The organism is Pseudomonas sp. Ors-4-3C (assembly GCF_055755035.1).
This window is the reverse complement of the sequence record NZ_CM146900.1, coordinates 3,888,682-3,914,032: the sequence shown is the minus strand read 5'-3', so window position 1 is coordinate 3,914,032 and position 25,351 is coordinate 3,888,682. Positions and strand designations below refer to the sequence as shown.

Annotated in this window: 23 protein-coding genes; 10 read left to right on the top strand and 13 right to left on the bottom strand. The window is 61.4% G+C overall.

What is annotated here, in order from left to right; genetic code table 11:
* Positions 1-9 precede the first annotated feature (9 nt).
* Positions 10-2,904, bottom strand: coding sequence for a ribonucleoside-diphosphate reductase subunit alpha (locus tag ACVHNU_RS17600; protein WP_003227212.1), 2,895 nt, complete (start codon positions 2,902-2,904; stop codon positions 10-12).
* Between the two features lie 849 nt (positions 2,905-3,753).
* Between ACVHNU_RS17600 and ACVHNU_RS17595 the strand changes: the two genes are divergently transcribed.
* Both ACVHNU_RS17595 and ACVHNU_RS17590 read left to right on the top strand, forming a co-directional pair.
* Positions 3,754-4,476, top strand: a complete 723-nt coding sequence (locus ACVHNU_RS17595) for a response regulator (RefSeq protein ID WP_003227210.1) — start codon at positions 3,754-3,756, stop codon at positions 4,474-4,476.
* A complete protein-coding gene (locus ACVHNU_RS17590) occupies positions 4,473-6,083 on the top strand; it encodes an ATP-binding protein (protein ID WP_003227208.1) in 1,611 nt (536 codons plus the stop codon). The genes ACVHNU_RS17595 and ACVHNU_RS17590 overlap by 4 nt, the downstream gene beginning before the upstream one ends.
* 115 nt (positions 6,084-6,198) lie before the next feature.
* Here ACVHNU_RS17590 and ACVHNU_RS17585 read toward each other — a convergent pair whose 3' ends face one another.
* A complete protein-coding gene (locus ACVHNU_RS17585) occupies positions 6,199-6,924 on the bottom strand; it encodes a 4'-phosphopantetheinyl transferase family protein (RefSeq protein ID WP_473017952.1) in 726 nt (241 codons plus the stop codon).
* 191 nt (positions 6,925-7,115) lie between these two features.
* Entirely contained in the window at positions 7,116-7,907 is a 792-nt protein-coding gene (locus tag ACVHNU_RS17580; RefSeq protein WP_473017951.1) for a dienelactone hydrolase family protein, read from the bottom strand.
* A 220-nt stretch (positions 7,908-8,127) separates the two neighbouring features.
* Between ACVHNU_RS17580 and ACVHNU_RS17575 the strand changes: the two genes are divergently transcribed.
* Both ACVHNU_RS17575 and ACVHNU_RS17570 read left to right on the top strand, forming a co-directional pair.
* On the top strand, positions 8,128-8,805 hold the full coding sequence (locus ACVHNU_RS17575) for a response regulator transcription factor (protein WP_103485452.1): 678 nt from the start codon (positions 8,128-8,130) through the stop codon (positions 8,803-8,805).
* A complete protein-coding gene (locus ACVHNU_RS17570) occupies positions 8,802-10,148 on the top strand; it encodes an ATP-binding protein (protein ID WP_201136848.1) in 1,347 nt (448 codons plus the stop codon). Before ACVHNU_RS17575 ends, ACVHNU_RS17570 begins: the two co-directional genes overlap by 4 nt.
* Positions 10,149-10,278: 130 nt before the next feature.
* Here the strand turns inward: ACVHNU_RS17570 and ACVHNU_RS17565 are convergent, their stop codons facing one another.
* Complete coding sequence (locus ACVHNU_RS17565) at positions 10,279-11,277, bottom strand: AraC family transcriptional regulator (protein ID WP_103485453.1); 999 nt, start codon at positions 11,275-11,277, stop codon at positions 10,279-10,281.
* Positions 11,278-11,628: 351 nt separating this feature from the next.
* On the opposite strand from ACVHNU_RS17565, the gene ACVHNU_RS17560 reads away from it, so the two are divergent.
* Both ACVHNU_RS17560 and ACVHNU_RS17555 read left to right on the top strand, forming a co-directional pair.
* Positions 11,629-12,963, top strand: coding sequence for a dicarboxylate/amino acid:cation symporter (locus ACVHNU_RS17560; protein WP_003227196.1), 1,335 nt, complete (start codon positions 11,629-11,631; stop codon positions 12,961-12,963).
* Between the two features lie 188 nt (positions 12,964-13,151).
* Entirely contained in the window at positions 13,152-14,333 is a 1,182-nt protein-coding gene (locus ACVHNU_RS17555; RefSeq protein ID WP_473017950.1) for a CaiB/BaiF CoA transferase family protein, read from the top strand.
* 111 nt (positions 14,334-14,444) lie between these two features.
* On the opposite strand, the gene ACVHNU_RS17550 is transcribed toward ACVHNU_RS17555, so the two are convergent.
* Positions 14,445-14,939, bottom strand: a complete 495-nt coding sequence (locus ACVHNU_RS17550; protein WP_003227192.1) for a SprT family zinc-dependent metalloprotease — start codon at positions 14,937-14,939, stop codon at positions 14,445-14,447.
* 148 nt (positions 14,940-15,087) lie between these two features.
* Positions 15,088-15,690, bottom strand: a complete 603-nt coding sequence (locus ACVHNU_RS17545) for a Yip1 family protein (protein WP_003227189.1) — start codon at positions 15,688-15,690, stop codon at positions 15,088-15,090.
* A gap of 444 nt (positions 15,691-16,134) precedes the next feature.
* Between ACVHNU_RS17545 and ttcA the strand changes: the two genes are divergently transcribed.
* Together ttcA and ACVHNU_RS17535 are read left to right on the top strand one after the other, a co-directional pair.
* The gene (gene ttcA / locus ACVHNU_RS17540; protein WP_003227187.1) at positions 16,135-16,959 is read left to right on the top strand and encodes a tRNA 2-thiocytidine(32) synthetase TtcA; all 825 of its coding nucleotides are present in this window, start codon (positions 16,135-16,137) and stop codon (positions 16,957-16,959) included.
* Between the two features lie 133 nt (positions 16,960-17,092).
* Complete coding sequence (locus ACVHNU_RS17535; RefSeq protein WP_003227185.1) at positions 17,093-17,767, top strand: DNA-3-methyladenine glycosylase I; 675 nt, start codon at positions 17,093-17,095, stop codon at positions 17,765-17,767.
* A gap of 113 nt (positions 17,768-17,880) precedes the next feature.
* On the opposite strand, the gene ACVHNU_RS17530 is transcribed toward ACVHNU_RS17535, so the two are convergent.
* Genes ACVHNU_RS17530 through arsC form a run of 3 tightly spaced genes read right to left on the bottom strand, consistent with a single transcriptional unit; the run spans position 17,881 to position 19,255 of the window.
* Entirely contained in the window at positions 17,881-18,306 is a 426-nt protein-coding gene (locus ACVHNU_RS17530) for a DUF2069 domain-containing protein (RefSeq protein ID WP_473017948.1), read from the bottom strand.
* Between the two features lie 2 nt (positions 18,307-18,308).
* Positions 18,309-18,905 (bottom strand): NAD(P)H:quinone oxidoreductase, encoded by a 597-nt coding sequence (gene wrbA / locus ACVHNU_RS17525; protein WP_003227181.1) that lies wholly within the window; start codon positions 18,903-18,905, stop codon positions 18,309-18,311.
* A complete protein-coding gene (gene arsC / locus ACVHNU_RS17520; protein WP_201136851.1) occupies positions 18,902-19,255 on the bottom strand; it encodes an arsenate reductase (glutaredoxin) in 354 nt (117 codons plus the stop codon). Before arsC ends, wrbA begins: the two co-directional genes overlap by 4 nt.
* A gap of 114 nt (positions 19,256-19,369) precedes the next feature.
* On the opposite strand from arsC, the gene ACVHNU_RS17515 reads away from it, so the two are divergent.
* Entirely contained in the window at positions 19,370-19,837 is a 468-nt protein-coding gene (locus ACVHNU_RS17515; protein WP_473017946.1) for a TlpA disulfide reductase family protein, read from the top strand.
* 173 nt (positions 19,838-20,010) lie between these two features.
* Here ACVHNU_RS17515 and ACVHNU_RS17510 read toward each other — a convergent pair whose 3' ends face one another.
* Together ACVHNU_RS17510 and ACVHNU_RS17505 are read right to left on the bottom strand one after the other, a co-directional pair.
* Positions 20,011-20,415 carry an META domain-containing protein gene (locus ACVHNU_RS17510; RefSeq protein ID WP_003227175.1) on the bottom strand — a complete coding sequence of 135 codons (405 nt, stop codon included), beginning with the start codon at positions 20,413-20,415 and terminating at the stop codon, positions 20,011-20,013.
* Positions 20,415-20,849 (bottom strand): hypothetical protein, encoded by a 435-nt coding sequence (locus ACVHNU_RS17505; protein ID WP_003227173.1) that lies wholly within the window; start codon positions 20,847-20,849, stop codon positions 20,415-20,417. Before ACVHNU_RS17505 ends, ACVHNU_RS17510 begins: the two co-directional genes overlap by 1 nt.
* Before the next feature lie 133 nt (positions 20,850-20,982).
* Here ACVHNU_RS17505 and ACVHNU_RS17500 point away from each other — a divergent pair, with 133 nt between their 5' ends.
* Positions 20,983-21,435 carry a hypothetical protein gene (locus tag ACVHNU_RS17500; RefSeq protein WP_473017945.1) on the top strand — a complete coding sequence of 151 codons (453 nt, stop codon included), beginning with the start codon at positions 20,983-20,985 and terminating at the stop codon, positions 21,433-21,435.
* 11 nt (positions 21,436-21,446) lie between these two features.
* Here the strand turns inward: ACVHNU_RS17500 and ACVHNU_RS17495 are convergent, their stop codons facing one another.
* Positions 21,447-22,436 (bottom strand): 2-hydroxyacid dehydrogenase, encoded by a 990-nt coding sequence (locus ACVHNU_RS17495; RefSeq protein ID WP_400509407.1) that lies wholly within the window; start codon positions 22,434-22,436, stop codon positions 21,447-21,449.
* 83 nt (positions 22,437-22,519) lie between these two features.
* The gene (locus tag ACVHNU_RS17490) at positions 22,520-25,273 is read right to left on the bottom strand and encodes a response regulator (protein ID WP_003227166.1); all 2,754 of its coding nucleotides are present in this window, start codon (positions 25,271-25,273) and stop codon (positions 22,520-22,522) included.
* Positions 25,274-25,351: the final 78 nt, after the last annotated feature.

Sequence of the window (25,351 nt, the reverse complement as noted above, 5' to 3'; positions counted from 1 at the left end):
CAGCTCAGCTTATTGGCAAGCTTCGCAATCCGGCTCGTCGATCGCGCAAGCCTTTGGCACTGGAGCCGGACCTGCCGGAGCGGCCAGAACCGAATCGTCGCCGTGGTTGCCGCCGCTGGAAACAGCGTTCAGCTTGCCGGTGTTGATGGTCGACTTCTCGGTGCTGGTCGCGGCCAGGGCACGGAGGTAGTAAGTGGTTTTCAGACCACGGTACCAGGCCATGCGGTAGGTCACGTCGAGCTTCTTGCCCGAGGCGCCGGCGATGTACAGGTTCAGCGACTGGGCCTGGTCGATCCACTTCTGACGACGGCTGGCGGCGTCAACGATCCACTTGGTGTCCACTTCGAACGCGGTCGCGTAGAGCTCTTTGAGTTCTTGCGGGATGCGCTCGATCTGCTGCACCGAACCGTCGTAGTACTTCAGGTCGTTGATCATGACCGAGTCCCACAGACCGCGAGCCTTGAGGTCGCGAACCAGGTACGGGTTGATCACGGTGAATTCGCCCGACAGGTTCGATTTCACATACAGGTTCTGGTAGGTCGGTTCGATCGACTGCGATACGCCGGTGATGTTGGCGATGGTCGCGGTCGGTGCGATGGCCATGATGTTGGAGTTACGAATGCCTTTCTGTACACGGGCGCGAACCGGTGCCCAGTCGAGGGTTTCGTTCAGGTCAACGTCGATGTACTTCTGGCCACGTTGCTCGATCAGGATCTGTTGCGAATCCAGTGGCAGGATGCCTTTGGACCACAGCGAACCGTTGAAGGTCTCGTAAGCACCACGCTCGTCTGCCAGGTCGCAGGACGCCTGGATCGCGTAGTAGCTGACCGCTTCCATCGACTTGTCGGCGAACTCGACGGCAGCGTCGGAACCGTAAGGGATGTGCTGCAGGTACAGCGCGTCCTGGAAGCCCATGATGCCCAGACCGACCGGACGGTGGCGGAAGTTGGAGTTCTTCGCTTGCGGCACCGAGTAGTAGTTGATGTCGATCACGTTGTCGAGCATGCGCACGGCAGTGTTCACGGTGCGTTGCAGCTTGGCGGTGTCCAGCTTGCCGTCGACGATGTGGTTCGGCAGGTTGATCGAGCCCAGGTTGCAAACGGCGATCTCGTCCTTGTTGGTGTTCAAGGTGATCTCGGTGCACAGGTTCGAGCTGTGAACCACGCCGACGTGCTGCTGCGGGCTACGCAGGTTGCACGGGTCTTTGAACGTCAGCCATGGGTGGCCGGTTTCGAACAGCATGGACAGCATCTTGCGCCACAGGTCTTTGGCCTGGATGGTCTTGAACAGCTTGACCTTGCCCGGGTACTCGGTCAGGGCTTCGTAGTACTCGTAGCGCTCTTCGAAGGCTTTACCGGTCAGGTCGTGCAGGTCCGGAACTTCGGATGGCGAGAACAGGGTCCACTTGCCGTCATCGAAGACGCGCTTCATGAACAGGTCAGGGATCCAGTTGGCGGTGTTCATGTCGTGGGTACGACGACGATCATCACCGGTGTTCTTGCGCAGCTCGATGAACTCTTCGATGTCCATGTGCCAGGTTTCCAGGTAGGCACACACAGCGCCTTTGCGCTTGCCACCCTGGTTGACGGCTACAGCGGTGTCGTTCACCACTTTCAGGAACGGCACCACGCCTTGCGACTTGCCGTTGGTGCCTTTGATGTACGAACCCAGTGCACGAACCGGGGTCCAGTCGTTGCCCAGGCCGCCAGCGAATTTCGACAGCATGGCGTTGTCGTGGATCGCGTGGTAGATGCCCGACAGGTCGTCCGGAACGGTGGTCAGGTAGCAGCTCGACAGCTGTGGACGCAGGGTACCGGCGTTGAACAGGGTCGGAGTCGACGCCATGTAGTCGAAGGACGACAACAGGTTGTAGAACTCGATCGCACGGTCTTCTTTCTGCTTCTCTTCGATTGCCAGGCCCATGGCCACGCGCATGAAGAAGATCTGCGGCAGTTCGAAACGCACGCCATCCTTGTGGATGAAGTAACGGTCGTACAGGGTCTGCAGGCCCAGGTAGGTGAATTGCTGATCACGCTCGTGGTTGATCGCCTTGCCCAGTTTTTCCAGGTCGAAGGTGGCCAGCACAGGGTTCAGCAGTTCGAACTCGATACCTTTGGCAACGTAGGCCGGCAGCGCCTTGGCGTACAGCTCGGCCATTTCGTGGTGAGTGGCGCTTTCGGCCACACCCAGGAAGCCCAGGCCTTCGGCACGCAGGGTGTCCATCAGCAGGCGCGCGGTCACGAACGAGTAGTTCGGCTCACGTTCAACCAGGGTACGCGCGGTCATTACCAGTGCGGTGTTGACGTCGTTCAGGGCCACGCCGTCGTAAAGGTTCTTCAGGGTTTCGCGCTGGATCAGGTCGCCATCGACTTCAGCCAGGCCTTCGCAAGCCTCGGTAACGATGGTGTTCAGGCGGCCCATGTCCAGCGGCGCAAGGCTGCCGTCGGCGCGGGTGATACGGATCGACGGGTGCGCGTCGACCGCAGCTTCGACCGGAGCGTGGGCAGCGCGTTCTTTCGAACGGCCGTCACGGTAGATCACGTAGTCACGAGCGACTTTCTGCTCGCCGGCACGCATCAGGGCCAGTTCGACCTGGTCCTGGATTTCTTCGATGTGGATGGTGCCGCCCGACGGCATGCGACGCTTGAAGGTCGCGGTGACTTGTTCGGTCAGACGGGCAACGGTGTCGTGGATTCGCGACGAAGCGGCAGCGGTGCCGCCCTCAACTGCGAGAAACGCTTTGGTGATAGCGACGGTGATCTTGTCATCGGTGTAAGGAACGACAGTGCCATTACGCTTGATCACGCGCAGTTGACCAGGCGCGGTGGCAGCCAGATCCGAATTCGAATCGGCGGCCTGCGGCAAGGTGCCCTGCGGGTTCTCGCGAGTTGTGTCGGTTTGCATGGGGGGTGATCTCCACATTCTCTATGTTTGTTTGGGCACCATCATGGTGCTCACCGTTCTGGTCCGAAGCACTACAACCGACGGGCGTCGGGCATAACAACTTCGGACCAGTAGGAAAAAGGCTAATGACGCCGCATCCTTGCCGAAGTTTTTGGCTGCGAGCCAGGGCTCGAGCCGGATTCCTTCCAGGGTGACAGTCATGACTGCAACACCCGTACCGTTCCGGTTGTTTCCAACCAAAAAAACGGTGCCATCCGCAAGTGCGGTTTGGGCTTTGAAAAACTTGCTTGGTTCAACCGGAAACCGGCAATAAAGCGCTTGAGTTTCAGGTCCGAAATGTGGTTGGGCGTTTGAGCGGAAAACCCTATATGTAGGGTCTCTCCTTGCGCCGTGCTACAAGATAATGCGTTTCGAGGGGGCTTGCAACGTACTAGCTGTGGATAAGCCTGTGCGTAAATTGTGTAAGAAACCAGGAATTCCCGTGTAGGCCGCGAACCTGCTGAGCTAGACCGTTTGTCACTGTTTTTCACTCGGGAAAAACGCTTCAGCGGATTTTTAAGGGCGCGAACCCTATCACAAAAAACCGGGTTGTCCGAACGCATTTGGCGACTTGTGTTCTGGTTGTACGCCGTTTATACAATCGGGCAGTGTTTACCCATTCTTATCCTCCCGAAAGATGACAAAAAGACGGGAGAAATGTGGGAGCGGGCTTGCTCGCGAAAGCGGTGGGTCAGGCAATATCCATGTTGACCGTGCCGCCGTCTTCGCGAGCAAGCCCGCTCCCACAGGGGAATTGAGTCAGGCCGAGCATTCTTCCTTATTAATAAAAACAGCAAGCAGAGGTCACCGGTGGAGCAAGAAGCCTGGCAGGTATTGATAGTCGAGGACGACCAGCGTCTGGCCGAACTCACCCGCGAATACCTGCAAGCCAATGGATTGCAGGTGGAGATTGAAGGTAACGGCGCGCTGGCGGCGGCGCGGATCATCAAGGAGCAGCCGGATCTGGTGATCCTCGACCTGATGCTGCCCGGTGAAGACGGTCTGAGCATCTGCCGCAAGGTGCGCGACCGTTATGACGGGCCGATCCTGATGCTCACCGCGCGCACCGACGATGCCGACCAGATCCAGGGCCTCGACCTCGGCGCCGACGATTACGTGTGCAAACCGGTGCGTCCACGGCTGTTGCTGGCGCGGATTCAGGCCTTGCTGCGACGCAGTGACACAGCCGAACCCGTCGCGGAGAAAAGCCGTCGCCTGCAATTCGGCCCGCTGGTGGTGGACAACGCCTTGCGCGAAGCCTGGCTCAGCGACAGCGGCATCGAACTGACCAGCGCTGAATTCGACCTGCTCTGGCTGCTGGTGTCGAATGCCGGGCGAATCCTCTCTCGCGAAGAGATCTTTACTGCGCTGCGGGGCATCGGTTACGACGGCCAGGACCGCTCGATCGATGTGCGTATCTCGCGCATTCGCCCGAAAATCGGCGACGACCCCGACCACCCGCGCCTGATCAAGACCATCCGCAGCAAAGGCTATCTGTTCGTCCCTGAAGCCTGTGTGGATCTGGTGCTGTGAACTCGATCTTCCTGCGCATCTACGGCGGCATGTGCGCGGCGCTGATTCTGGTGGCGGTGCTCGGCGTGCTGGCGTTGCATCTGCTCAATCAGGTGCGCAGCGAGCAGTACCGCGAGCGCCTCGCCCACGGCACGTTTTCGCTGATGGCCGACAACCTGCAACCGATGAACGAAACCGAGCGCCATCGGGCGCTGTTGGTGTGGGAGCGGCTGCTGGGGATTCCGCTGGCGCTGAAGAAGTTTTCCGAGACTGATCTGGACTTGTCACAGCGCACCCGGGTGCAACGCGGTCAAGCGTTGGTGGAGCAGACCGGCCCGCATGCGGCGCGGGTCTATCGACTGGTCAGCGACAAGGAGCAGTTGCTGCTCACCGGCGACGTGCAACAGATCAGCGAACAACTGGCCCGTGCGACCATTTATCTGCTGGCCGATGAGCTGGTGCGTTTTCCGGTGGGCGAACAACCCAAGCGGCTGGCGCAGTTAAAGGAAGAGAAGGGCTTCGGTTTTGATCTGCGACTGGTCACGGTCAACGAGGCCGACATGGACGAAGACCAGAGCCGTCGCGTGTCAGAGGGCGACACGGTGATGGCGCTGGGCAAGGGTGGTGACTCGATCCGGGTGTTTGCCGGCATGGTCGGCACGCCGTGGGTGCTGGAAATCGGCCCGCTGTATCAGATGAATCCGTACCCGCCGCAATGGCTGGTGCTGATCGCCGTGCTCGGCCTGAGTCTGATCGGCCTGATCGTTTACCTGTTGGTGCGCCAGCTCGAACGGCGTTTGCGCGGCCTCGAGGCCGCGGCCACGCGCATCGCCAAGGGCAGCCTGGAAACCCGCGTGCCGGCCCGCGGCGCTGACTCGGTAGGACGGCTGGCGGCGGCGTTCAACGGCATGGCCGAGCACTTGCAGCAGTTGCTGGCGATCCAGCGCGAACTGGTGCGCGCGGTGTCCCACGAATTGCGTACGCCGGTGGCGCGCCTGCGTTTCGGCCTGGAGATGATCGGCTCGGCCACCACCCCGCAGGCGCTGGAAAAGTACCGCGAGGGCATGGATCACGACATCGAGGATCTCGATAAGCTGGTGGACGAGATGCTCACCTACGCGCGACTGGAGCAGGGCTCGCCGGCGCTGACCTTTCAACGCATCGACCTCGATGCGTTGGTCAATCAGGTGATCGAAGAGCTGGCGCCGTTGCGCGCCGGGGTCACGGTACAGCGTGGTATGTGCCTGTCATCCACCGATAACGACGGCGCCTGGGTCGAGGCCGAACCGCGCTTCCTGCACCGGGCGTTGCAGAATCTGGTGAGCAACGCGATGCGCCATGCGCGCTCGAAAGTCACGGTGAGTTATCAGGTCGGGCAGTTGCGCTGCCGGGTCGATGTCGAGGATGACGGGCCGGGCGTGCCGGAGGTAGCGTGGGAGCGCATCTTCACGCCGTTTCTGCGTCTGGATGACAGCCGTACGCGGGCGTCGGGCGGGCATGGGCTGGGGCTGTCGATTGTGCGGCGGATCATCCATTGGCATGACGGCCGGGCGCTGATCAACAAGAGCAAGAGTCTGGGCGGGGCCTGCTTCAGTCTGAGTTGGCCGCGGAATCAGGAGCGCCGCTGAGTTTTGTGGGGGCAGGGATGATGCCTTCGCGAGCAAGCCCCCTCCCACAGGGGAATGCATTTCAAGGGTGGGAGCGGGCTTGCTCGCGAAGGCGGCGGAACAGGCTGAAAAATCTTCAGGCAGGAATGCTGACCAGGCTCAACAACTGCCCATCCTGCACCCCAAACTGCGCCTCCAGCTCGGTGCCATTACGCCATTCAGCAGACAGGTCAGTCAGCAAACGCAACCGAACCTGCCCTTGCTCTGTCCACTCCAGCACCTCGGCGTGCTCGAAATAAAAGCGCTTCTGCACAATCGGGTACAACGCCTTGAACAGGCTTTCTTTCACCGAAAACGTCAGCGTCACCAGCAACGCCAGTTGTTCCCTCGAACCGGCGGCCATGCGCTGCAGTTCCGCAGGCGTCAGGATCTCCCCGGCCAGGCGTTCGGCGCGGTCGGTGTCGAGCAGGTTTTCCAGGTCCATGCCCAAGCCACGCCAATGCTGCTTGTTGGCGACAATCGCCGCCGCACGCCCGGTGCTGTGGGTGATCGAGCCGCAGATGTGCGCCGGCCACACTGGTGCACGGTCTTCGCCAATCGCCGGAATCACGCTTGAGCCTTCCAGTTGCTGCAACGCCGCCCGGGCGCAAATCCGCCCGGCAAGAAACTCTGCCTGGCGCTTGGCAACCGAACGCTGAATGCTCGGCGGCGGCTCGATGGCGCTGCGCTGGAAGTCGTCGCCGAGCAATTGTTTCGGGTCGAAACGGGTGCTCAGCAGGACGGTCTCGGGCAGCAGCCGGGGCAACGGCCAGTGAGCGTCGAGCGCGGTGCAGCAGGTGGGGAGGATCGGGCTGGAATTCATGGCGGGCATTTTGCCGGTTGAAGCCGCGACTGGGTAGAGGCTGCACACTTTTGTGGCGAGGGAGCTTGCTCCCGCTGGGGGCAAAGCCCCCCAAAACTGTGGACGAGGTCTGTCAGGTAAACCGCATCGGCAGGTTTTTGCGACGGCTTTGCCGCCGAGCGGGAGCAAGCTCCCTCGCCACAGGGGCAATGTCAGCCAAAGATTTTCTGGAAGAACGCTTTCATGTCCGCCCAGGATTTTTCATCGGCCGCTTTGTTGTAGCCGATATCCGGGCCACCGTGTTCACCGTGGCTCAAACGATCGGCATCGGGATTGGTGAAGCCATGCTTGGCGCCGTCGAGGCTGACGAATGTGTAGTCGGCGCCGGCCTTGTCCATCTCGGATTTGAATGTGGTGACGTTGGCCGGGGTGACCATGCTGTCCAGCGCACCATGCTCGACCAGAACTTTCGCCTTCACACTGCCGGGCGTCGCCGGGGTGGTGGTCGCCAGTGCACCGTGGAAACTCACCACGCCCGCCAGCGGCTCGCCCTGACGCGCCGCGTTGAGCACCACGCCGCCGCCGAAGCAGTAACCGATGGCGGCGATTTTATTCACGTCGGTCTGTGGCTGCTTTTTCAGCAGGTTCAGCCCGGCCTCGAAGCGCTTGCTGGAGGCAGCGGCATCCTGGGTCGCGGCCTGCATGAATGCCATCGCATCCTTGGGGTGCTCGGTGTTCTTGCCTTCGCCGTACATATCGATCGCCAGAGCGCTGTAGCCCAACTCAGCGAGGTCGCGGGCGCGGCGTTTGGCGTAGTCGTTCAGCCCCCACCATTCATGCACCACGACGATCCCCGGGCGCTTGCCCTTGATCGCGTCGTCGTAGGCGTAGTAGCCGATCAGTCTGGTGCCGTCGGCACTCTGGTAGGGAATCTCCTGGGTCTTGATCGCGGCGTTGGCCAGGCTGCTGGCGGCGAGCAGGGCGAGGGCGAGGAACAGGCGCATGGTCGGTCTCCTTATCGAAAGTGGTCAGGACAGCCTAGTCGATTTGATTCAGTGCAGGTTCAACGAGCGTTCAGGGCAGGTACAGGGGCGGCTTGCTAACCTTGCATCCAGTCGAACAGCAATGAGAAAGTTGTCGCCCGTGCCGTCGCCTTCGCGAGCAGACTCGCTCTCACAGGTATGCTGTTGAAGTTGGAGCTTTTGATTTACCCGGGAGAGCGTTATGAAACTGTTGGTCGTCGAAGATGAAGCGCTGTTGCGCCATCACCTGCAAACCCGCCTGACGGAGAGCGGTCATGTGGTCGAGTCCGTGGCCAATGCCGAAGAGGCGCTGTACCAGACCGGGCAGTTCAACTTCGATCTGGCGGTCATCGACCTCGGTCTGCCGGGCATGGGCGGTCTGGACTTGATCCGACAGTTGCGCTCGACCGGCAAGACGTTTCCGGTGCTGATCCTCACTGCGCGCGGCAACTGGCAGGACAAGGTCGAAGGCCTGGCCGCCGGTGCCGACGATTACGTGGTCAAGCCGTTCCAGTTCGAAGAACTCGATGCACGACTCAACGCCTTGCTGCGTCGCTCCAGCGGATTCACCCAGTCGACCATCGTCGCCGGACCGCTGTTGCTGGACCTCAATCGCAAGCAGGCATCGCTGGATGAAGAGCCGCTGGCGCTGACTGCCTACGAATACCGCATCCTCGAATACCTGATGCGCCACCACCAGCAAGTGGTGCCCAAGGATCGCCTGATGGAGCAGCTCTATCCGGACGACGACGAGCGCGATCCGAACGTGATCGAAGTGCTGGTCGGCCGCCTGCGTCGCAAGCTCGAAGGCACGCGCGGGTTCAAGCCGATCGATACCGTGCGCGGTCTCGGCTATCTGTTCAATGAGCCTTGCACTTGATTCGTTCTCTTCGCGTTCGCTTGATGCTCGCCGCCACCACGTTGGCGGTGTTGTTCATGCTCGGCTTGCTCCCCGCCATGCAGGGCGCGTTCAGCCTGGCGTTGCAGGACTCGATCGAGCAGCGGCTGGCCTCGGACGCCACCACGCTGATCTCTGCCGCCCGCATCGAGAACGGCCGCCTGATGATGCCGTCGCAGTTGCCCGATGAGCGTTTCAACCTCACCGACAACCGCTTGCTCGGCTACATCTACGACCGCGAAGGCAAACTGGTCTGGCGCTCGAAAGGCACGCAGGAAGAGCAGATCAACTACAAGCCGCGTTACGACGGCATGGGTAACGAGTTCGCGCGGATCCGCGAGAGCGACGGTCAGGAGTTCTTCGTCTACGACGTCGAAGTCAAACTGCTTGGCGGTAAAAGTGCCGCATTCAGTATCGTTGCCCTGCAACCGGTGCGTGAATACGAAAATACCCTCGAAGGCCTGCGCGAAAATCTCTATCTGGGCTTCGGTGCCGCATTGCTGGTGTTGCTGGCGCTGTTGTGGATCGGCCTGACCTGGGGCCTCAAGGCGCTGCGCCAGCTCAGCCAGGAACTCGACGAAATCGAAAGCGGCACCCGCGAAAGCCTCACCGAGCAGCACCCGCGCGAACTGCTGCGCCTGACCGGCTCGCTCAACCGTTTGCTGCTCAGCGAACGCCAGCAGCGCAGCCGCTACCGCGACTCCCTCGATGATCTGGCGCACAGCCTGAAAACCCCTCTGGCGGTGTTACAAGGGGTCAGCGAAGACATGGCGAAACGTCCCGAAGATCGTGATCAAGCCTGGGTGCTGCAAACCCAGATCGAGCGCATGAGTCAGCAGATCAGCTACCAACTGCAACGTGCCAGCCTGCGCAAAAGCGGGCTGGTGCGCCACCAGGTCCGTCTGCAGCCGGTGCTCAAAAGCCTGTGCGACACACTGGACAAGGTCTACCGCGACAAACGTGTGCGGGTGGCCTTCGATCTGCCGGAGCACTGCTATGTGCCGATCGAGCAGGGCGCTTTGCTGGAGATGATGGGCAACCTGCTGGAGAACGCCTATCGCCTGTGTCTGGGCGAAGTGCGCATCAGCGTTCGCGAGAGTCTGGCCGGGACCGAGTTGTGCATCGAAGATGACGGCCCGGGCGTACCGCCGAATCAACGGGCGCGGATTCTGGAGCGTGGCGAGCGTCTGGATCGCCAGCACCCCGGGCAGGGCATCGGGCTGGCGGTGGTCAAGGACATTATCGAGAGCTACAACGCCAAACTGATGCTCGGGGATTCGCCGATGGGCGGGGCGGCGTTCAGGATTCAGTTTCCTGCGGTTTAGTCGGCACCTTTCGGGCCTCTTCGCGAGCAAGCTCGCTCCCACATTGAATCGGCGGCGCTCGCCATTCCCCTGTGGGAGCGAGCTTGCTCGCGAAGGGGCCTGCCGCCTCGGCGTAAAACTCTGCGGAGGCTTACTGCTCCTGCGCCCGATAAGCCCCCGGTGTCAGCCCCGTCCATTTCTTGAACGCCCGGTGAAACGCCGACGGCTCGGAAAACCCCAGCTGCTCGGCAATCTGTTGCAACGACAGATCCGCCCGTCCCAGATGATAAATGGCGATGTCGCGGCGCAACTGATCCTTCAATTCCTGAAAACTGGTGCCTTCCTCACGCAAATGCCGACGCAGGGTTTGCGGGCTGATGTGCAGGTGCGCGGCCACCGCTTCCAGATCCGGCCAGTGTGCGCTGTCGCGACTGAGCAAGCGGCGCAGGCGGCTGCTGAGACTGTCGCCGTCGTCCGGGCGTGACAGCAGGTCGGCGGGGGAGCGTTCAAGGAAGTGCTTGAGGGTGCGTTCGTCCTGCAACAGCGGCATGTGCAGGTAGCGGCTGTGAAACAGCAGGCTGCTTTGGCCCTCGGCAAACACCAGCGGGCAGGGGAACAGCAGGTCGTACTCGGCACCATGCGCCGGTTTCGGGTAACTGAAAGTGGCCTGCTCCAGACGAATCCGCTGGCCGATCAGCCAGCTGCCGAGGCGATGCCAGATCACCAGCAGGCTCTCGCTGAGAAAGTGATCCGGGTCCCATAGCTGCGAATCATCGAGGCTCAGGCGCACCCATTCGTCTTCGCGGCTCAGGTCCAGGCGCGGGGCCCCCGGGAATAGGCTATAAAACAATAAACCGCGTTGCAGTGCCTTCTCCAGGTTGCGGCAGTGGATCAGGGCGTGGCACATCATCGCGAAGCTGCCGGGTTTGCTCGGTACGTTGCCGAAGCCCAGGTACTCATCATCCAGCGCCAGCCACAGGCTCTGGATCAGTTGGGTGAATTGCTCCGGTGCAATTCGCGCCCGCGGCTCATCCAGCAACTCGGGACTGATGCCCAGTCGCTGCAGCAGTGGCGAATAGTCGAAGCCCGAACGGCGTGCGCCACCGAGGGCGGCACGGGCGAAATGGCTGGCGATGGTGCGTTCGCGCATAAGCGGCAGATCCTTCCTCTGGCGCCGGATGGTAGCCGGGGCATGCGCAGGGCAACAAGGCGGATTTCCGCCAAATTGTAGGACGAGAACCAACGAGTTGGCGGAAATCCGCCACACTTACGTCACCGGGCAGTGACAAAAATTACCCTGCACTCCCTGATATCAAAAGGCTTGTAGCGAATTGCACCAATGTGGCACGGCGTTTGCGATAAGAGCGACAGAAGTGTGCGTCTATCCCGCCGGAGAAGCGCCGCTCGACACAACAAATCCCTCCAGTGCAGGAGGGTTCGCAATTCAGGTTTTGCGCTCAACAGATGGATGTTGCCCGCAGGACGCTTGAGGAAACTTGCAATGACGACTCGTCAGCCACTCTACAAATCCCTGTATTTCCAGGTGATCGTCGCAATCATCATCGGTATTGCACTCGGTCACTACTACCCGCAGTTCGGTGTCGCGGTAAAGCCGCTGGGTGACGGGTTCATCAAACTGATCAAGATGATCATTGCCCCGATCATCTTCTGCACCGTGGTCAGCGGCATCGCCGGCATGCAAAGCATGAAATCGGTCGGCAAGACCGGTGGTTACGCACTCCTGTACTTCGAAATCGTTTCGACCATCGCGCTGCTGGTCGGCCTGATCGTGGTCAACATCGTGCAGCCGGGCAACGGCATGCACATCGACGTCAGCACGCTGGACGCTTCGAAAGTTGCAACCTACGTGGCTCAAGGTGCTGATCAGAGCGTTGTCGGCTTCCTGCTCAACGTGATCCCGACCACCATCGTCGGCGCGTTCGCCACCGGTGACATCCTGCAAGTGCTGATGTTCTCGGTGATCTTCGGTTTCGCCCTGCATCGCCTGGGTGACTACGGCCGTCCGATCCTCGACTTCATCGATCGCTTCGCCCACGTGATGTTCAACATCATCAACATGATCATGAAGCTCGCGCCAATCGGTGCCTTCGGTGCGATGGCATTCACCATCGGTGCCTACGGTGTCGGCTCGCTGGTGCAACTGGGTCAACTGATGGCCTGCTTCTACATCACTTGCGTGCTGTTCATCCTGATCGTGCTGGGTGCCATCGCCCGCATGCACGGCTTCAGCGTGCTGAAGATGATTCGCTACATCCGTGAAGAGCTGCTGATCGTACTGGGTACTTCTTCGTCGGAATCGGTACTGCCACGCATGCTGATCAAGATGGAGCGTCTGGGCGCGAAGAAATCGGTAGTGGGTCTGGTGATCCCGACCGGTTACTCGTTCAACCTCGACGGTACCGCGATCTACCTGACCATGGCCGCAGTGTTCATTGCTCAGGCCACCGACACGCACATGGACATCACGCACCAGATCACCCTGCTGGTGGTGTTGCTGCTGTCCTCCAAAGGCGCAGCCGGTGTGACCGGTTCGGGCTTCATCGTGCTGGCAGCCACCCTGTCGGCGGTCGGTCACCTGCCGGTGGCCGGTCTGGCGCTGATTCTGGGTATCGACCGTTTCATGTCCGAAGCCCGCGCCCTGACCAACCTGGTCGGCAACGCCGTGGCAACCATCGTGGTCGCCAAGTGGGTCAAAGAGCTGGACACCGACGTACTGCAATCCGAGCTGGCCTCGGGCGGTCGCGGTATCGTTGATACCCGTCCGGAAGATGATCTGGGTGTGGCTGAAGGCGTGGCTCCGAGCAACGTCAAGTAACTGCAATTTGGTACTACCTTGTGGCGAGGGAGCAAGCTCCCTCGCCACACAGGCACTGAAGAACCTGCCTCGGCAGGTTTTTTATTGCCGGCGATTTGAGCATTACGGTCACTGCCGCTGATGCATCCGGTGATTGCCGTGCGCGGCAGCGCTGCCTAGGCTGGGTGTATCGCCCAAGGAGATCGCCCATGTCTGCGCCGCTGGCCTCACTGAAAATTCTGGATTTCTCGACCCTGCTGCCGGGGCCGTTCGCCTCGCTGTTGCTGGCGGACATGGGCGCCGAGGTGCTGCGCATTGAATCACCGACGCGCATGGATCTGCTGCGGGTGTTGCCGCCGCACGATCAGGGCATGTCGGCCAGCCACGCTTACCTGAACCGCAACAAGCGCAGTCTGGCGCTGGATCTCAAACAGCCGGAGGCGCTGGAGGTGGTCCGGCAGTTGCTGACTGAATACGACATCGTCCTCGAGCAGTTTCGTCCCGGTGTGATGGAGCGTCTGGGCCTGGGTTACGAGGCACTGAAGGCGATCAACCCGAAGCTGATTTACGTGTCGATCACCGGCTATGGCCAGACCGGCCCGTACAAGGACCGCGCCGGGCATGACATCAATTACCTCGCACTGGCCGGGCTTGCCAGCTACACCGGCCGCGCCGACAGCGGGCCGTTGCCGCTGGGCATGCAGGTGGCGGATGTGGCTGGCGGGTCGCTGCATGGCGTGATCGGCTTGCTGGCGGCGGTTATCGCCCGGCAGCAGACAGGGCAGGGCACGCACCTGGACGTGAGCATGACCGATTGCGCCTTCAGCCTGAACGCCATGGCCGGCGCCGGGTATCTGGCCTGTGGCGAGGAACCGCATTGGGAAGAGCAGATGCTCAATGGCGGCAGCTTCTATGACTACTACCGCTCGCGCGACGGGCGCTGGCTGTCAGTGGGCAGTCTGGAACCTGCGTTCATGCAGCAACTGTGCACGGCGCTGGGCCGGCCGGAGCTGGCGGCGCAGGGCTTGTCGCCGAAACCCGAGCAGCAGCGGTTATTGAAGGACGCGCTGAAAGTTGAATTCGAGAAGCACGACTTTGCCGAGCTGTGCGAGTTGTTTGCCGGAGTTGATGCCTGTGTCGAGCCGGTATTGAACCTGAGCGAGGCGGTGCAACATCCGCAGTTGCAGGCGCGTGAATTGGTGACCCAGGTGCCGCGGGGAGACGGTACGACCCAGGCGCAGATGGCCTGTCCGCTGAAGTTCTCCGAGGCGCTGCCGGCGCCGTGGCATGTTGGTGCGGGGTTGGGGCAGCATACGGAGCAGGTGTTGGGGGAGTTGGGGTTTAGTGCTGAGCGGATTGCCGAGTTGCGGCGTGCCAAGGTGATTCTCTAGCGTCTGTGCCGCCCCTTTCGCGAGCAAGCCCGCTCCCACATTTTGAAATGCGTTCCCCCTGTGGGAGCGAGCTTGCTCGCGAAGGCGTCGGCGGCGACAACACCAAACCGGCTACTCCACCCGCATCTCACCACTGAACACCAAGGTGTTGCGACAGCGCCGGCACAAATACCGTCGCCCCTGCCGTACCAGACTATGGCGCTGCGCCGAAAACGGGAAATCACTGTCGGCGCACGGGCATTTGTAGATGTAGCGGGTCACGCTGCGGCGTTTGATTGCATAAGTGTGGCAGCGATCCGGCGGCAGTTCGTAAACCCCGCGCATGATCAGTTGCCACTCCTCGCCGTGCGGCTGGATGCGGTCGCCGAACAGTTGATGGGCGATCAGGTGCGCGACTTCGTGGGCCACGGTCTGCTTGAGGAAGTGTTCGGTGTTTTCCCGGTACAGCTGCGGGTTGAAGCGCAGCAGGTTCTCGTGCAGATGCGCGACACCGGCTTTTTGCCCGCGCAGCTTGAGGCTGACGACCGGGCGTTGGAAATGACGTTTGAAAAAGGCTTCAGCGAGTTGGTAACAGTCTTCGACGCGGGTATTGAGTTGCTCGGGCATGCTTGATGGATCTCCAGAGGCGTCGAGTATGCCGCAACCTCCCGGACTTGCGAATCGCTGACCTGCCGAATGGTCATCCGCCATACGAGAAGGCCGCCTTGCGGCGGCCTGTATTGGCAGATCTTGTTGTTCTCGGGGGTGAATCATGTCAGTTGGTATACACCGGCCCCACGCCGAGGCCCCAGACAATCACGGTGAACGCCATGATGGCCACCAGTACCACCAGGCCCACCGCCAGCACCGAGCTGGAAAACAGGAAGCCTTCGTCCGACGGAATGTTCATGAACGTCGGCAACCCTACATAAAGCAGATAAACCGTGTAGCAGATGGCCGCCGTGCCGACGATCATCCCCAGCCACATATGCGGATACAGTGCCGCCAGCCCGCCGACGAACAGCGGTGTCGCGGTGTAGGTGGCGAAGGCCACGCAACGGGCCAGGCTCGGGTTGGCGTCATAGGTGCGGGCCATCCAGTGCACGAACGCGCCCATCACCGCGACGCCGCCAAGCATCGCCAGGTACGACATCACCGTCATCCAGATCGCGCTTTCCACGGTGAGCATCACCGGCGCGCGGCTGCCGATCACCCAGCCGACCTGAGTGGTGCCGATAAACGCCGAAACGGCCGGAATCGCCGCCAGGATCAGCGTGTGCGTCAGGTACATGTGGCTGATGCTTTCCTCTTGGTCGCCACGGATTTCCTTCCATTCCTGATCGGGGTGGGTAAACAGTCCCACTACGTGATGGATCATGCCAGTCACTCCTCTTGTTATTGCCATCGCCCCCCAGCGGAGCGCCTACGGGCCAAGGTGGCCGAGCAAATACAGGTCTTCAGATGTGTGCGACCTTATGTCGCAGTATAGAAAGGACTTAACCGCACAGGTGATAGGGGCTTAGAGCAAATCGCGCTGTAAACACGGGGTGTAATCGCGGCAGGGTCTTGCACGGTTGAGGCCGGATCACCTCTGTGGCGAGGGAGCTTGCTCCCGCTCGGCTGCGCAGCAGTCGCCAATCCTTCCGGTTCGGTGCGTCAGGAAAATAGCGGCTGCAGGTTTGGGGGCGCTTCGCACCCCAGCGGGAGCAAGCTCCCTCGCCACAGGGGATCGGGTGATAGGGACAGACCCACGGCCCTTCGCCCCCAGCGGGTTTTTTGCGTAAAATGCCCGCCTTTCGTCACACCTCACGGATTTCGCGTCATGGGCACTCTTACGGTCAACCAGAACAAACTGCAAAAGCGCCTGCGCCGCCTGGCCGGCGAAGCGGTCGCCGATTTCAACATGATCGAAGACGGCGACAAGGTCATGGTCTGCCTGTCCGGGGGCAAGGACAGCTACACCATGCTCGACGTGCTGATGCACCTGCAGAAGGTTGCACCGATCAAGTTCGAGATCGTCGCGGTGAACATGGATCAGAAGCAGCCGGGCTTTCCCGAGCACGTGCTGCCGGCCTATCTGAAAGAGCTGGGCGTCGAGTACCACATCGTCGAGAAGGACACCTACTCGGTGGTCAAGGAACTGGTGCCGGAAGGCAAGACCACCTGCTCGCTGTGCTCGCGCCTGCGTCGCGGCACGCTGTACACCTTCGCCGACGAAATCGGCGCGACCAAAATGGCCCTCGGTCACCATCGCGATGACATCGTCGAGACGTTCTTCCTCAACATGTTCTTCAACGGCACCCTCAAGGCGATGCCGCCGAAGCTGCGCGCCGACGACGGCCGTAACGTGGTGATCCGCCCGCTGGCGTACTGCAACGAGAAAGACATCCAGGCCTACTCGGACTTCAAGGAATTCCCGATCATCCCGTGCAACCTCTGCGGTTCGCAGGAAAACCTGCAGCGTCAGGTGGTCAAGGAAATGCTTCAGGACTGGGAGCGCAAGACTCCGGGCCGAACTGAAAGCATCTTCCGCAGTCTGCAGAACGTGGTGCCGTCGCAACTGGCCGACCGCAACCTGTTCGACTTCACCAGCCTGAAGATCGACGAGACAGCGGCTTCGCGCTTCGTCAACGTGGTCAATCTGTAAACCCATTCCAGGTGGGAGCGGGCTTGCTCGCGAAGGCGGTGTATCAGTCGCTATATGCGTCGACTGACACTCAGTCTTCGCGAGCAAGCCCGCTCCCACATGGGTTTCTTCGTTTCATTCAATAGGAGAGGGCATGCGCGATTACAAGTGGCTGCACGAATACTGTCTGAACCGCTTCGGTTCGGCGGCTGAACTGGAAGCCCATCTGCCCGTTCCCAAGACTCCCGCGCAATTGCGCAAGATCAGCGACGATCGTTACCTCTCGACCATGGCCCTGCGGGTATTCCGCGCCGGGCTCAAGCACAGCCTGGTGGACGCCAAGTGGCCGGCCTTCGAAGAAGTGTTCTTCAAGTTCGACCCGGAAAAGGTCGTGCTGATGAGCGCCGAGCACCTCGAACGCCTGATGCAGGACGCGCGAATCATCCGCCACCTGGGCAAGCTCAAGAGCGTGCCGCGCAATGCGCAGTTCATTCTTGATGTGGAGAAAGAGAAGGGCAGTTTCGGCGCACTGATCGCCGACTGGCCGGTGACCGATATCGTCGGTCTGTGGACCTACCTGAAAAAGCACGGCCATCAGTTGGGCGGGCTGTCGGCGCCACGCTTCTTGCGCATGGTTGGCAAGGACACCTTTGTGCCGAGCTATGACGTGGTCGCGGCGCTGAATGCGCAGAAGATCGTCGACAAGGTGCCGACCAGTCTGCGCGATCTGGCGATTGTGCAGAACGCGTTCAACCAGTGGCATGAACAGAGTGGTGGACGGCCGATGAGCCAGATTTCGATGATGCTGGCTTACACCGTCAATCATTAAGAACGCGTCGCCCCATTCGCGAGCAAGCCCGCTCCCACAGGATCCTTGTTGAAACACAATATTGTGATCGACACAAAAACTGTGGGAGCGGGCTTGCTCGCGAAGGCGTCAGCTCAGGCGACGGAAATCTCGCCCTCGCCAGCCAGCTTGCGATTCAACTGATACCGCCACCGCACATACAGCAACGCCGAGCAGAACAACGCCAGGCTCGCGACCATCTCCAATACGCCAAACAGCTGCCGGTTCGGGTCATACGCCGCCAGTGCGCCTTTGATGAAATACAGATTCACCACAAAACACATCCACGAATGCCCACGGGCGCTGCCCATGATCATTGCCGGGGCGAGAACGATCCACGGGATCAGCTCGACCAGCAAAATCACCCACGGTCGGGCGCCATGCAGGTCGGCCAATACCAGGTAGTAAGCGGCGAGCAGCCCGGCGAGGCCGAAGAAGCACAGCAGGCTGAGGGCCCGCATCGCCTTGACGCGGGGTTCGAGCCACTCCACCGAGGGCAGGATTTTCGCCTTCTTCGCCACCCTCAGCCCTCCAGTTTTTGCGCGGTTTTCGCCAGGCGTGCGCCGAGTGCACGACACAGCGCCATCTCGTGCTGATCCAGACCTTTCTTGCCATCGGCCCCAGCGTGATGACTGGCGCCATATGGCGTGCCGCCGCCCTGGGTTTCCAGCAGCGCCGACTCGCTGTACGGCAGGCCGGTGATCAGCATGCCGTGGTGCAACAGTGGCAGCATCATCGACAGCAGGGTGGTTTCCTGGCCGCCGTGCAGGCTCGCGGTTGAGGTGAACACGCCGGCCGGTTTGCCGACCAGCGCGCCGGTCAGCCACAGGTTGCTGGTGCCGTCGAGGAAGTACTTGAGCGGTGCGGCCATGTTGCCGAAACGCGTCGGGCTGCCGAGTGCGAGGCCAGCGCAGTTCTTCAGATCGTCGAGGGTGGCGTAGAGCGCACCTTCTTCCGGGATCTGTGGGGCGACCGCCTCACATTCGGTGGAAATCGCCGGCACGGTACGCAGGCGCGCTTCGAGGCCGGCCTGCTCGACACCGCGGGCGATCTGCCGGGCCATCTCGTTGGTCGAACCGTTGCGGCTGTAATACAGAACCAGAATGTATGGCGCGCTCACGGCAACAGCTCCAGGATCTGCTCCGGAGGACGGCCGATCACGGCCTTGTCGCCGACTTCGAGAATTGGCCGTTCCATCAGTTTCGGGTGTTCGGCGATGGCGGCGATCAGTTGCGCCTCGCTGAGGCTCGTGTCCGCCAGCTGAAGCATTTTGTATTCATCTTCTCCCGTGCGCAGCAGTTGCCGTGCGCTGATGCCGAGCTTGCCGAGCAAGGCCTTGATTTGCGCGGCGTCCAGCGGCGTTTCCAGGTAACGCACCACGTTCGGGGTCAGGCCACGGGCCTCGAGAAGTTCCAGTGCGCCGCGGGATTTCGAGCAGCGCGGATTGTGATAAAGCGTCAGATCGGTCATGGCGGGTCGCTTCTGGCGTAAAGTGGCAGCTATTCTAACTGTGCAGCGCGCAATCCAGAACCTTCAGAGGCGATGGGTCGCAGGCGCATCCAATTTTTGACCAGGGAACACGACATGACACGGCGATTGGCAGCGGCATTGACGATAATCGGGGCGTTGATGCTGGGGGGCTGCGGCAACGATTACGGCATTGACCAGAATGGTCAGAAGGTGGCGTCCGAGCGTCTGGATAAACAATGGGTAGTTATCAATTACTGGGCCGAATGGTGTGGCCCGTGCCGCACGGAAATTCCTGAACTCAATCATTTGGCTGACGAACTCAAGAGCAAGAATATTGGGGTGTTCGGGGTCAACTTCGACAACGTGCAGGGTGAAGACCTGAAGAGCGCCAGCGAGAAGCTGGGCATCAAGTTCACCGTACTGGCGCAGGATCCGGCGGACCTGTTCGACCTGCCGCGCAGTGAGGCCTTGCCGGTGACCTACATCATCGACAACAAGGGCAAGGTGCGTGAGCAACTGATGGGCGAGCAGACGGCGGCGGGGGTGATGGCCAAGCTGGAGGCGTTGCAGGCTGCCAAGTGAGTTGAATGGGCTTTTGTGGCGAGGGAGCTTGCTCCCGCTGGGCCGCGAAGCGGCCCCAAACCCTGCTGACTCGGTGTCTCCGGCAACGCGCGGTTAACGGTTTTGCGACTGCTGCGCAGCCGAGCGGGAGCAAGCTCCCTCGCCACAGTAACCTCAGTGTGCGTCTAAGGGGGTTAACCCTCTTCCAGCCACCAGCGCAACGGCTTGCCTTCCGCCGGCCAGAAGCGCATCTGCTCGATCGGCGAGATGTCCCAGCGTTCCACGCCTTGCAGCGCCTGCAGGAAGCGTTGTTCCTGCTCCATCAGCGCCGGGGCGCAGAGTTTGCGGGTCTTGCCGATCGGGCCGAAGCTCAGCTTGTCACCCTCGAGGGTGTACGGTGCGAACCAGTGGTTGCAGCCGCCATTGCCATACGCGCGGCCATCGTCACCGAGGGTCACGGTCAGGTGGCTGTAATCCATCAATGGCCGCTCGCCGATCCACTCCAGAATGTAGCTGCGGTTCTGTTGCAACTGCACTGGCTCTGCGGCGCAGCCCACCAGACCGGCACCGACCAACAGGGGCAGGGCAAGGCGTTTCATCACGCAGGCTCCTGGCATTTCGGGCACAGGTGTTTGTCGCCGACGGCTTTCCAGCCCAGCTCGGCGATGCGCGCCGTGGCGGCCGGTTTCTCGGCAGTCTTGCCCAGCTTGGCATCCACCGCGAACTCGAAATTCAGTTCTTTGGCGCAGCTGTCGCAGTTGACCTGCCAGGTGTGGATTGCCAGTTCGCCGAATACCGGGCCCGTGGTCATCGCGGTCCATTGGCCCGGCGGATTGATCAGGTGGCGCACGGAGTCGACGGTCAGGCGCATGGACAAATCCTTGCTGCCTTTGAGGGTGACCAACAGGACGTCACCGTTACGGATCGAGCCACCGTTGCCGGTGACCTGATAGCGGCCCGGTACGAGGGCGCGGCATTCGGTGAGGGTGTGTTGCGGGTTCATCAGGGTGTAGCGGAAATCGTGTTCGACCATGGGTCCTCCAAATCTGCGCGACATGCTAGCACGGGCTGGATTGCAGGATGGCGTACGTGTGCGACCTTCGATCCGGTTCAAATTGCTCGGCGCTCATGGCAAACTGCCGCCCTTCAATCTGAGGGAACGGAACATGGCGCTGATCGAATGTTATGAATGCAAGCGGAGCATCAGCTCTGAAGTCAAGGCGTGCATTCATTGTGGTGCTCCGATGGCGCAGCAACACGGGCACAATCCGCAGCAGCCGACGGTCGCCGCTGCCGCGACGACGATTTCATTTGGCAGTCTGCCGCGCAACAAGTCGGTGCCTGAAGCCTTCGTCCCGCCGCCAGCCCCGGAGCCCGCCCCGAAAGTGACACCGGCAGCAGTCGGTCGCCGTCGTCGGCAGCTCGAGCCAACCCCTCAACTTCAGCCCAACGCCGACGGTTCGCGTCCGGTGGAAGGCTGGTTGAAGATCATGGTGTTTCTGTTGCCGATGGTCTTTGTCTGGTTCCTGCTGCGTAACGGTCATTCGATGAAGCAGCGTTTTTTCGGTTTTGGCTGGCTGGCCCTGCTGATCCTGGCCTCGTCGCTGTCGCCGAAATAAGCCGGTAGTCCTCAGCCCTCGACCTGGTTCTGCGGCGCGCCTGCAGCCCAGGTCGCGATGTTGTGCAGGGTGGTCGCGGCAATCGCGCCCAGCGCCTCGTGGGTCAGAAACGCCTGATGCGCGGTGATGATCACATTCGGGAAGGTCAGCAGCCGCGCCAGCACATCATCCTGCAACGGCAAGTCGCTGCGATCCTCGAAAAACAGCTGCGCCTCTTCCTCATACACATCCAGTCCCAGATAGCCCAACTGGCCGTCCTTCAAGGCGTCGATCAGCGCGGGTGTGTCCACCAGACCGCCGCGTCCGGTGTTGATCAGCATCGCCCCCGGTTGCAAATGTGCCAGTGACTCACGGTTGATCAAGTGTTTGCTCTGCGCGTTGAGCGGGCAGTGCAGGCTGATGATCCGCGACTGCGCGAGCAATTCCGGCAGGCTCAGATAACGCGCGCCCAAGGCCACAACCTCGGGGTTTGGATACGGGTCGTACGCCAGCAACTCACAACCGAAGCCGTGCATGATTTTCGCGAAGGTCGCGCCGATCTGCCCGGTGCCGACGATGCCGACGGTCTTGCCCACCAGATCGAAACCGGTCAGGCCGTGCAGCGTGAAGTCGCCTTCGCGGGTACGGTTGTAGGCACGGTGCAGGCGCCGGTTGAGCGCGAGAATCAACGCCACCGCATGTTCGGCCACCGCATGCGGCGAGTAGGCTGGAACCCGCACCACGGCCAGCCCGAGGCGTTTCGCCGCGACCAGATCGACATGGTTGTAGCCCGCCGAGCGCAGCGCGATCAGCCGCGTGCCGCCGGCCGCCAGCCGCTCCAGCACCGGCGCGCTGAGATCGTCATTGATGAAGGCGCAGACCACCTCGTGCTGTTCGGCCAGGGCGGCGGTGTCGAGACTGAGCCGGGCCGGCTGAAAGTGCAGTTCTATTCCGGCCGGGCAATCGACGGCGAGGAAACTGTCGCGGTCGTAGGTCTGGCTGCTGAAGACGATCGTGCGCATCAATTCCTCCTGGAACGGGGTAGCGAGTCAGCGTTGACTGCCACCACTTTAACGGCGAATTCCGCTGCCGGCATTGCCGTGGATCAGGCGCTGATCCTGGCCTGAGTCGCGAGGCGATTGATCGCCCGCTCCAGCTCTTCCAGCGCCGCCACGGCTTTGGGATCGCCCTGTTTGAGCAGGGTTTCACTGCGCTGACAGGCCGCGCGCAATTGCGGCACGCCACAATATCGGGTCGCACCGTGCAGGCGATGCACGCGCTCAATCAATGCGTTCTGATCACGGGCTTCGCTGGCGGCACGAATCGCTTCGCGGTCGGCTTCCAGCGAGGCGAGCAGCATTGCCAGCATGTCGGCGGCAAGGTCCGCTTTGCCGGCGGCCAGGCGCAGGCCTTCCTCATGGTCGAGCACCGGCAGCTCATTGCTGCCTGCTGCGCTGTCGCTGGCGCGCTCCGGGCCTTGATTACGCAAGGCCAGACCGGTCCATTTCAGCACCACTTGCGCCAGTTGCCGCTCGCTGATCGGTTTGGTCAGGTAGTCATCCATGCCGCTTTGCAGCAAGGCGCGTTTTTCGTTGGCCATGGCGTGGGCGGTGAGGGCCACGATCGGCAACGGCGTGCAATGCCGTTCGCTTTCCCACTGGCGGATGGTTTCGGTGGTCTGGCGTCCGTCCATCCCCGGCATCTGCACGTCCATCAGCACCAGATCGAAGGATTCGCTCTGCACCGCTTTGACCGCCGCGTAGCCGCTTTCTACGGCCAGAACCTTGGCGCCCATGTCTTCGAGCAAGGTCTGCACCAGCAACAGGTTGGCCGGGTTGTCGTCGACGCACAGGACTTTCGGCGCGCGACTCGACAGCGGTTCGCCCGGTTCACTGCGTGGTTGGCGCGGGTTGGCCAGATCCGCCAGCGCCCGGCGCAGTTTGCGCGTGCAGGCCGGTTTGGCCTGCAACTGGCTATGTGGGTTCGGTACCGAGAGATGGAACAGCGTCTGTTCGGTGGTCGGGCACAACACCAGCACCTTGCAACCAAGATGCTCCAGATCCCAGATGTGCTGGTTCAGACGCTCCGGGAGCATGTCGTTGCTGGTGATGCCGAGCACCGCAAGATCGATGGCCTGATCGGTCTGGTGCGCGCCGGTGACGCCGTTGGTCAGGCTCTCCAGCGTATTGAACGGTGTGACGTCGAGGCCACAGTCTTCCAGTTGATGCTGCAAGGCCTGGCGCGCCAGTTCGTGATTTTCCAGTACGGCCACGCGGCGTCCGAGCAGTGGCGGGGCCGGCAGGTCTTCGGTGTCGTCGCGGGCTTTGGGCAGGCTCAGGCTGATCCAGAATTCCGAGCCTTCGCCGGGGGTGCTGTCGACGCCGATTTCGCCGCCCATCTGTTCGATCAGACGCTTGGAAATCACCAGACCCAGACCGGTACCGCCAGGCTGGCGCGACAACGAGTTGTCGGCCTGACTGAACGCCTGGAACAACGCGCGCACATCCTGACTCGACAGACCGATGCCGGTGTCCTGAATGCTGATGCGTAGCTGCACGCTGTCTTCGTGCTCTTCTTCGAGCATGGCGCGGGCGACGATAGTGCCTTCGCGGGTGAACTTGATCGCATTGCTGACCAGGTTGGTGAGGATCTGCTTCAGGCGCAGCGGGTCACCGACCAGCGACAGCGGTGTGTCGCGATAGACCAGACTGACCAGCTCCAATTGCTTGGCGTGGGCTGCCGGCGCCAGGATGGTCAGGGTGTCCTGCAACAGGTCGCGAAGGTTGAATGGAATATGGTCGAGCACCAGTTTGCCGGCCTCGATCTTCGAGAAATCGAGGATCTCGTTGATGATCCCGAGCAGGCTGTCGGCGGACTTTTCGATGGTGCCCAGATAGTCGAGCTGGCGCGGGGTCAGCTCGCTTTTCTGCAGTAGATGCGTGAAGCCGAGAATGCCATTGAGCGGGGTGCGGATCTCGTGACTCATGTTGGCAAGGAACTCGGATTTGATCCGGCTCGCCTCCAGCGCCTCTTTGCGTGCCAGATCCAGTTCGATGTTCTGGATCTCGATGGTTTCCAGATTCTGGCGCACGTCTTCGGTGGCCTGATCGACGCTGTGCTGCAGTTCTTCGCGAGCGTTCTGCAGCGTGCCGGCCATGCGGTTGATGCCCGAGGCGAGCTCGTCCAGTTCCTGACTGCCGAGCGGTGGCAGGCGGGTTTCCAGATGACCGTCCTTGAGCTGGGCGACCGCGTGTTTGATCTGGCTCAGCGGGCGGTTGATGGTGCGACCCATGCGCAATGCGAGCAGGGCGGCACCGGCAAGGCCAGCGGCAATCAACAGCAGGCTGGCAAACAGGCTGCGATAACCGCGCAGCAGCATGCCGTTGTGCGACAGCTCCAGTTCGACCCAGCCGAGCAGACGGTCGGACTCTTGCGGAATCACGTCGCCGGCAAGATTGCGATGCTTGCCGAACACCGGCATCAGGTAACGGGTGGCGTCATTGCCGCTGCGCCGTTGCAGTTGCGCACTGTCGCCGCTGGGCGCCTGATTGAGCATGGTCGGACCGGCGTGCGCCAGCGGTGTGCGGTCGGGGGCGAGGAAGGTGACGGCACGCACGTCGGGTTGTTCGAGAGACTGGGTGGCGATGCGTTCCAGCAGATCGGTGTTGCCGTGGCCCATGGCGGGCGCCACCAGCGGCGCCAGTTGCTCGGCGATCATCTCGCCGCGCTGCATCAATTGGGTCTGCAGGTCGGACTGTTGCATCCAGGTGAAATAACCACCGAGAACCAATGCCATCAGGCTGGTCGGCAACAGGGTCAGCAACAATACGCGACCTTTGATTCCCAGTTTCTTGAGCACACCCATCTCCTGCATCCCGCTGAACTGTTGACTCTTACGTGCATCCGGCACGCGACATTGGCGCAGTGTAGCGATTTG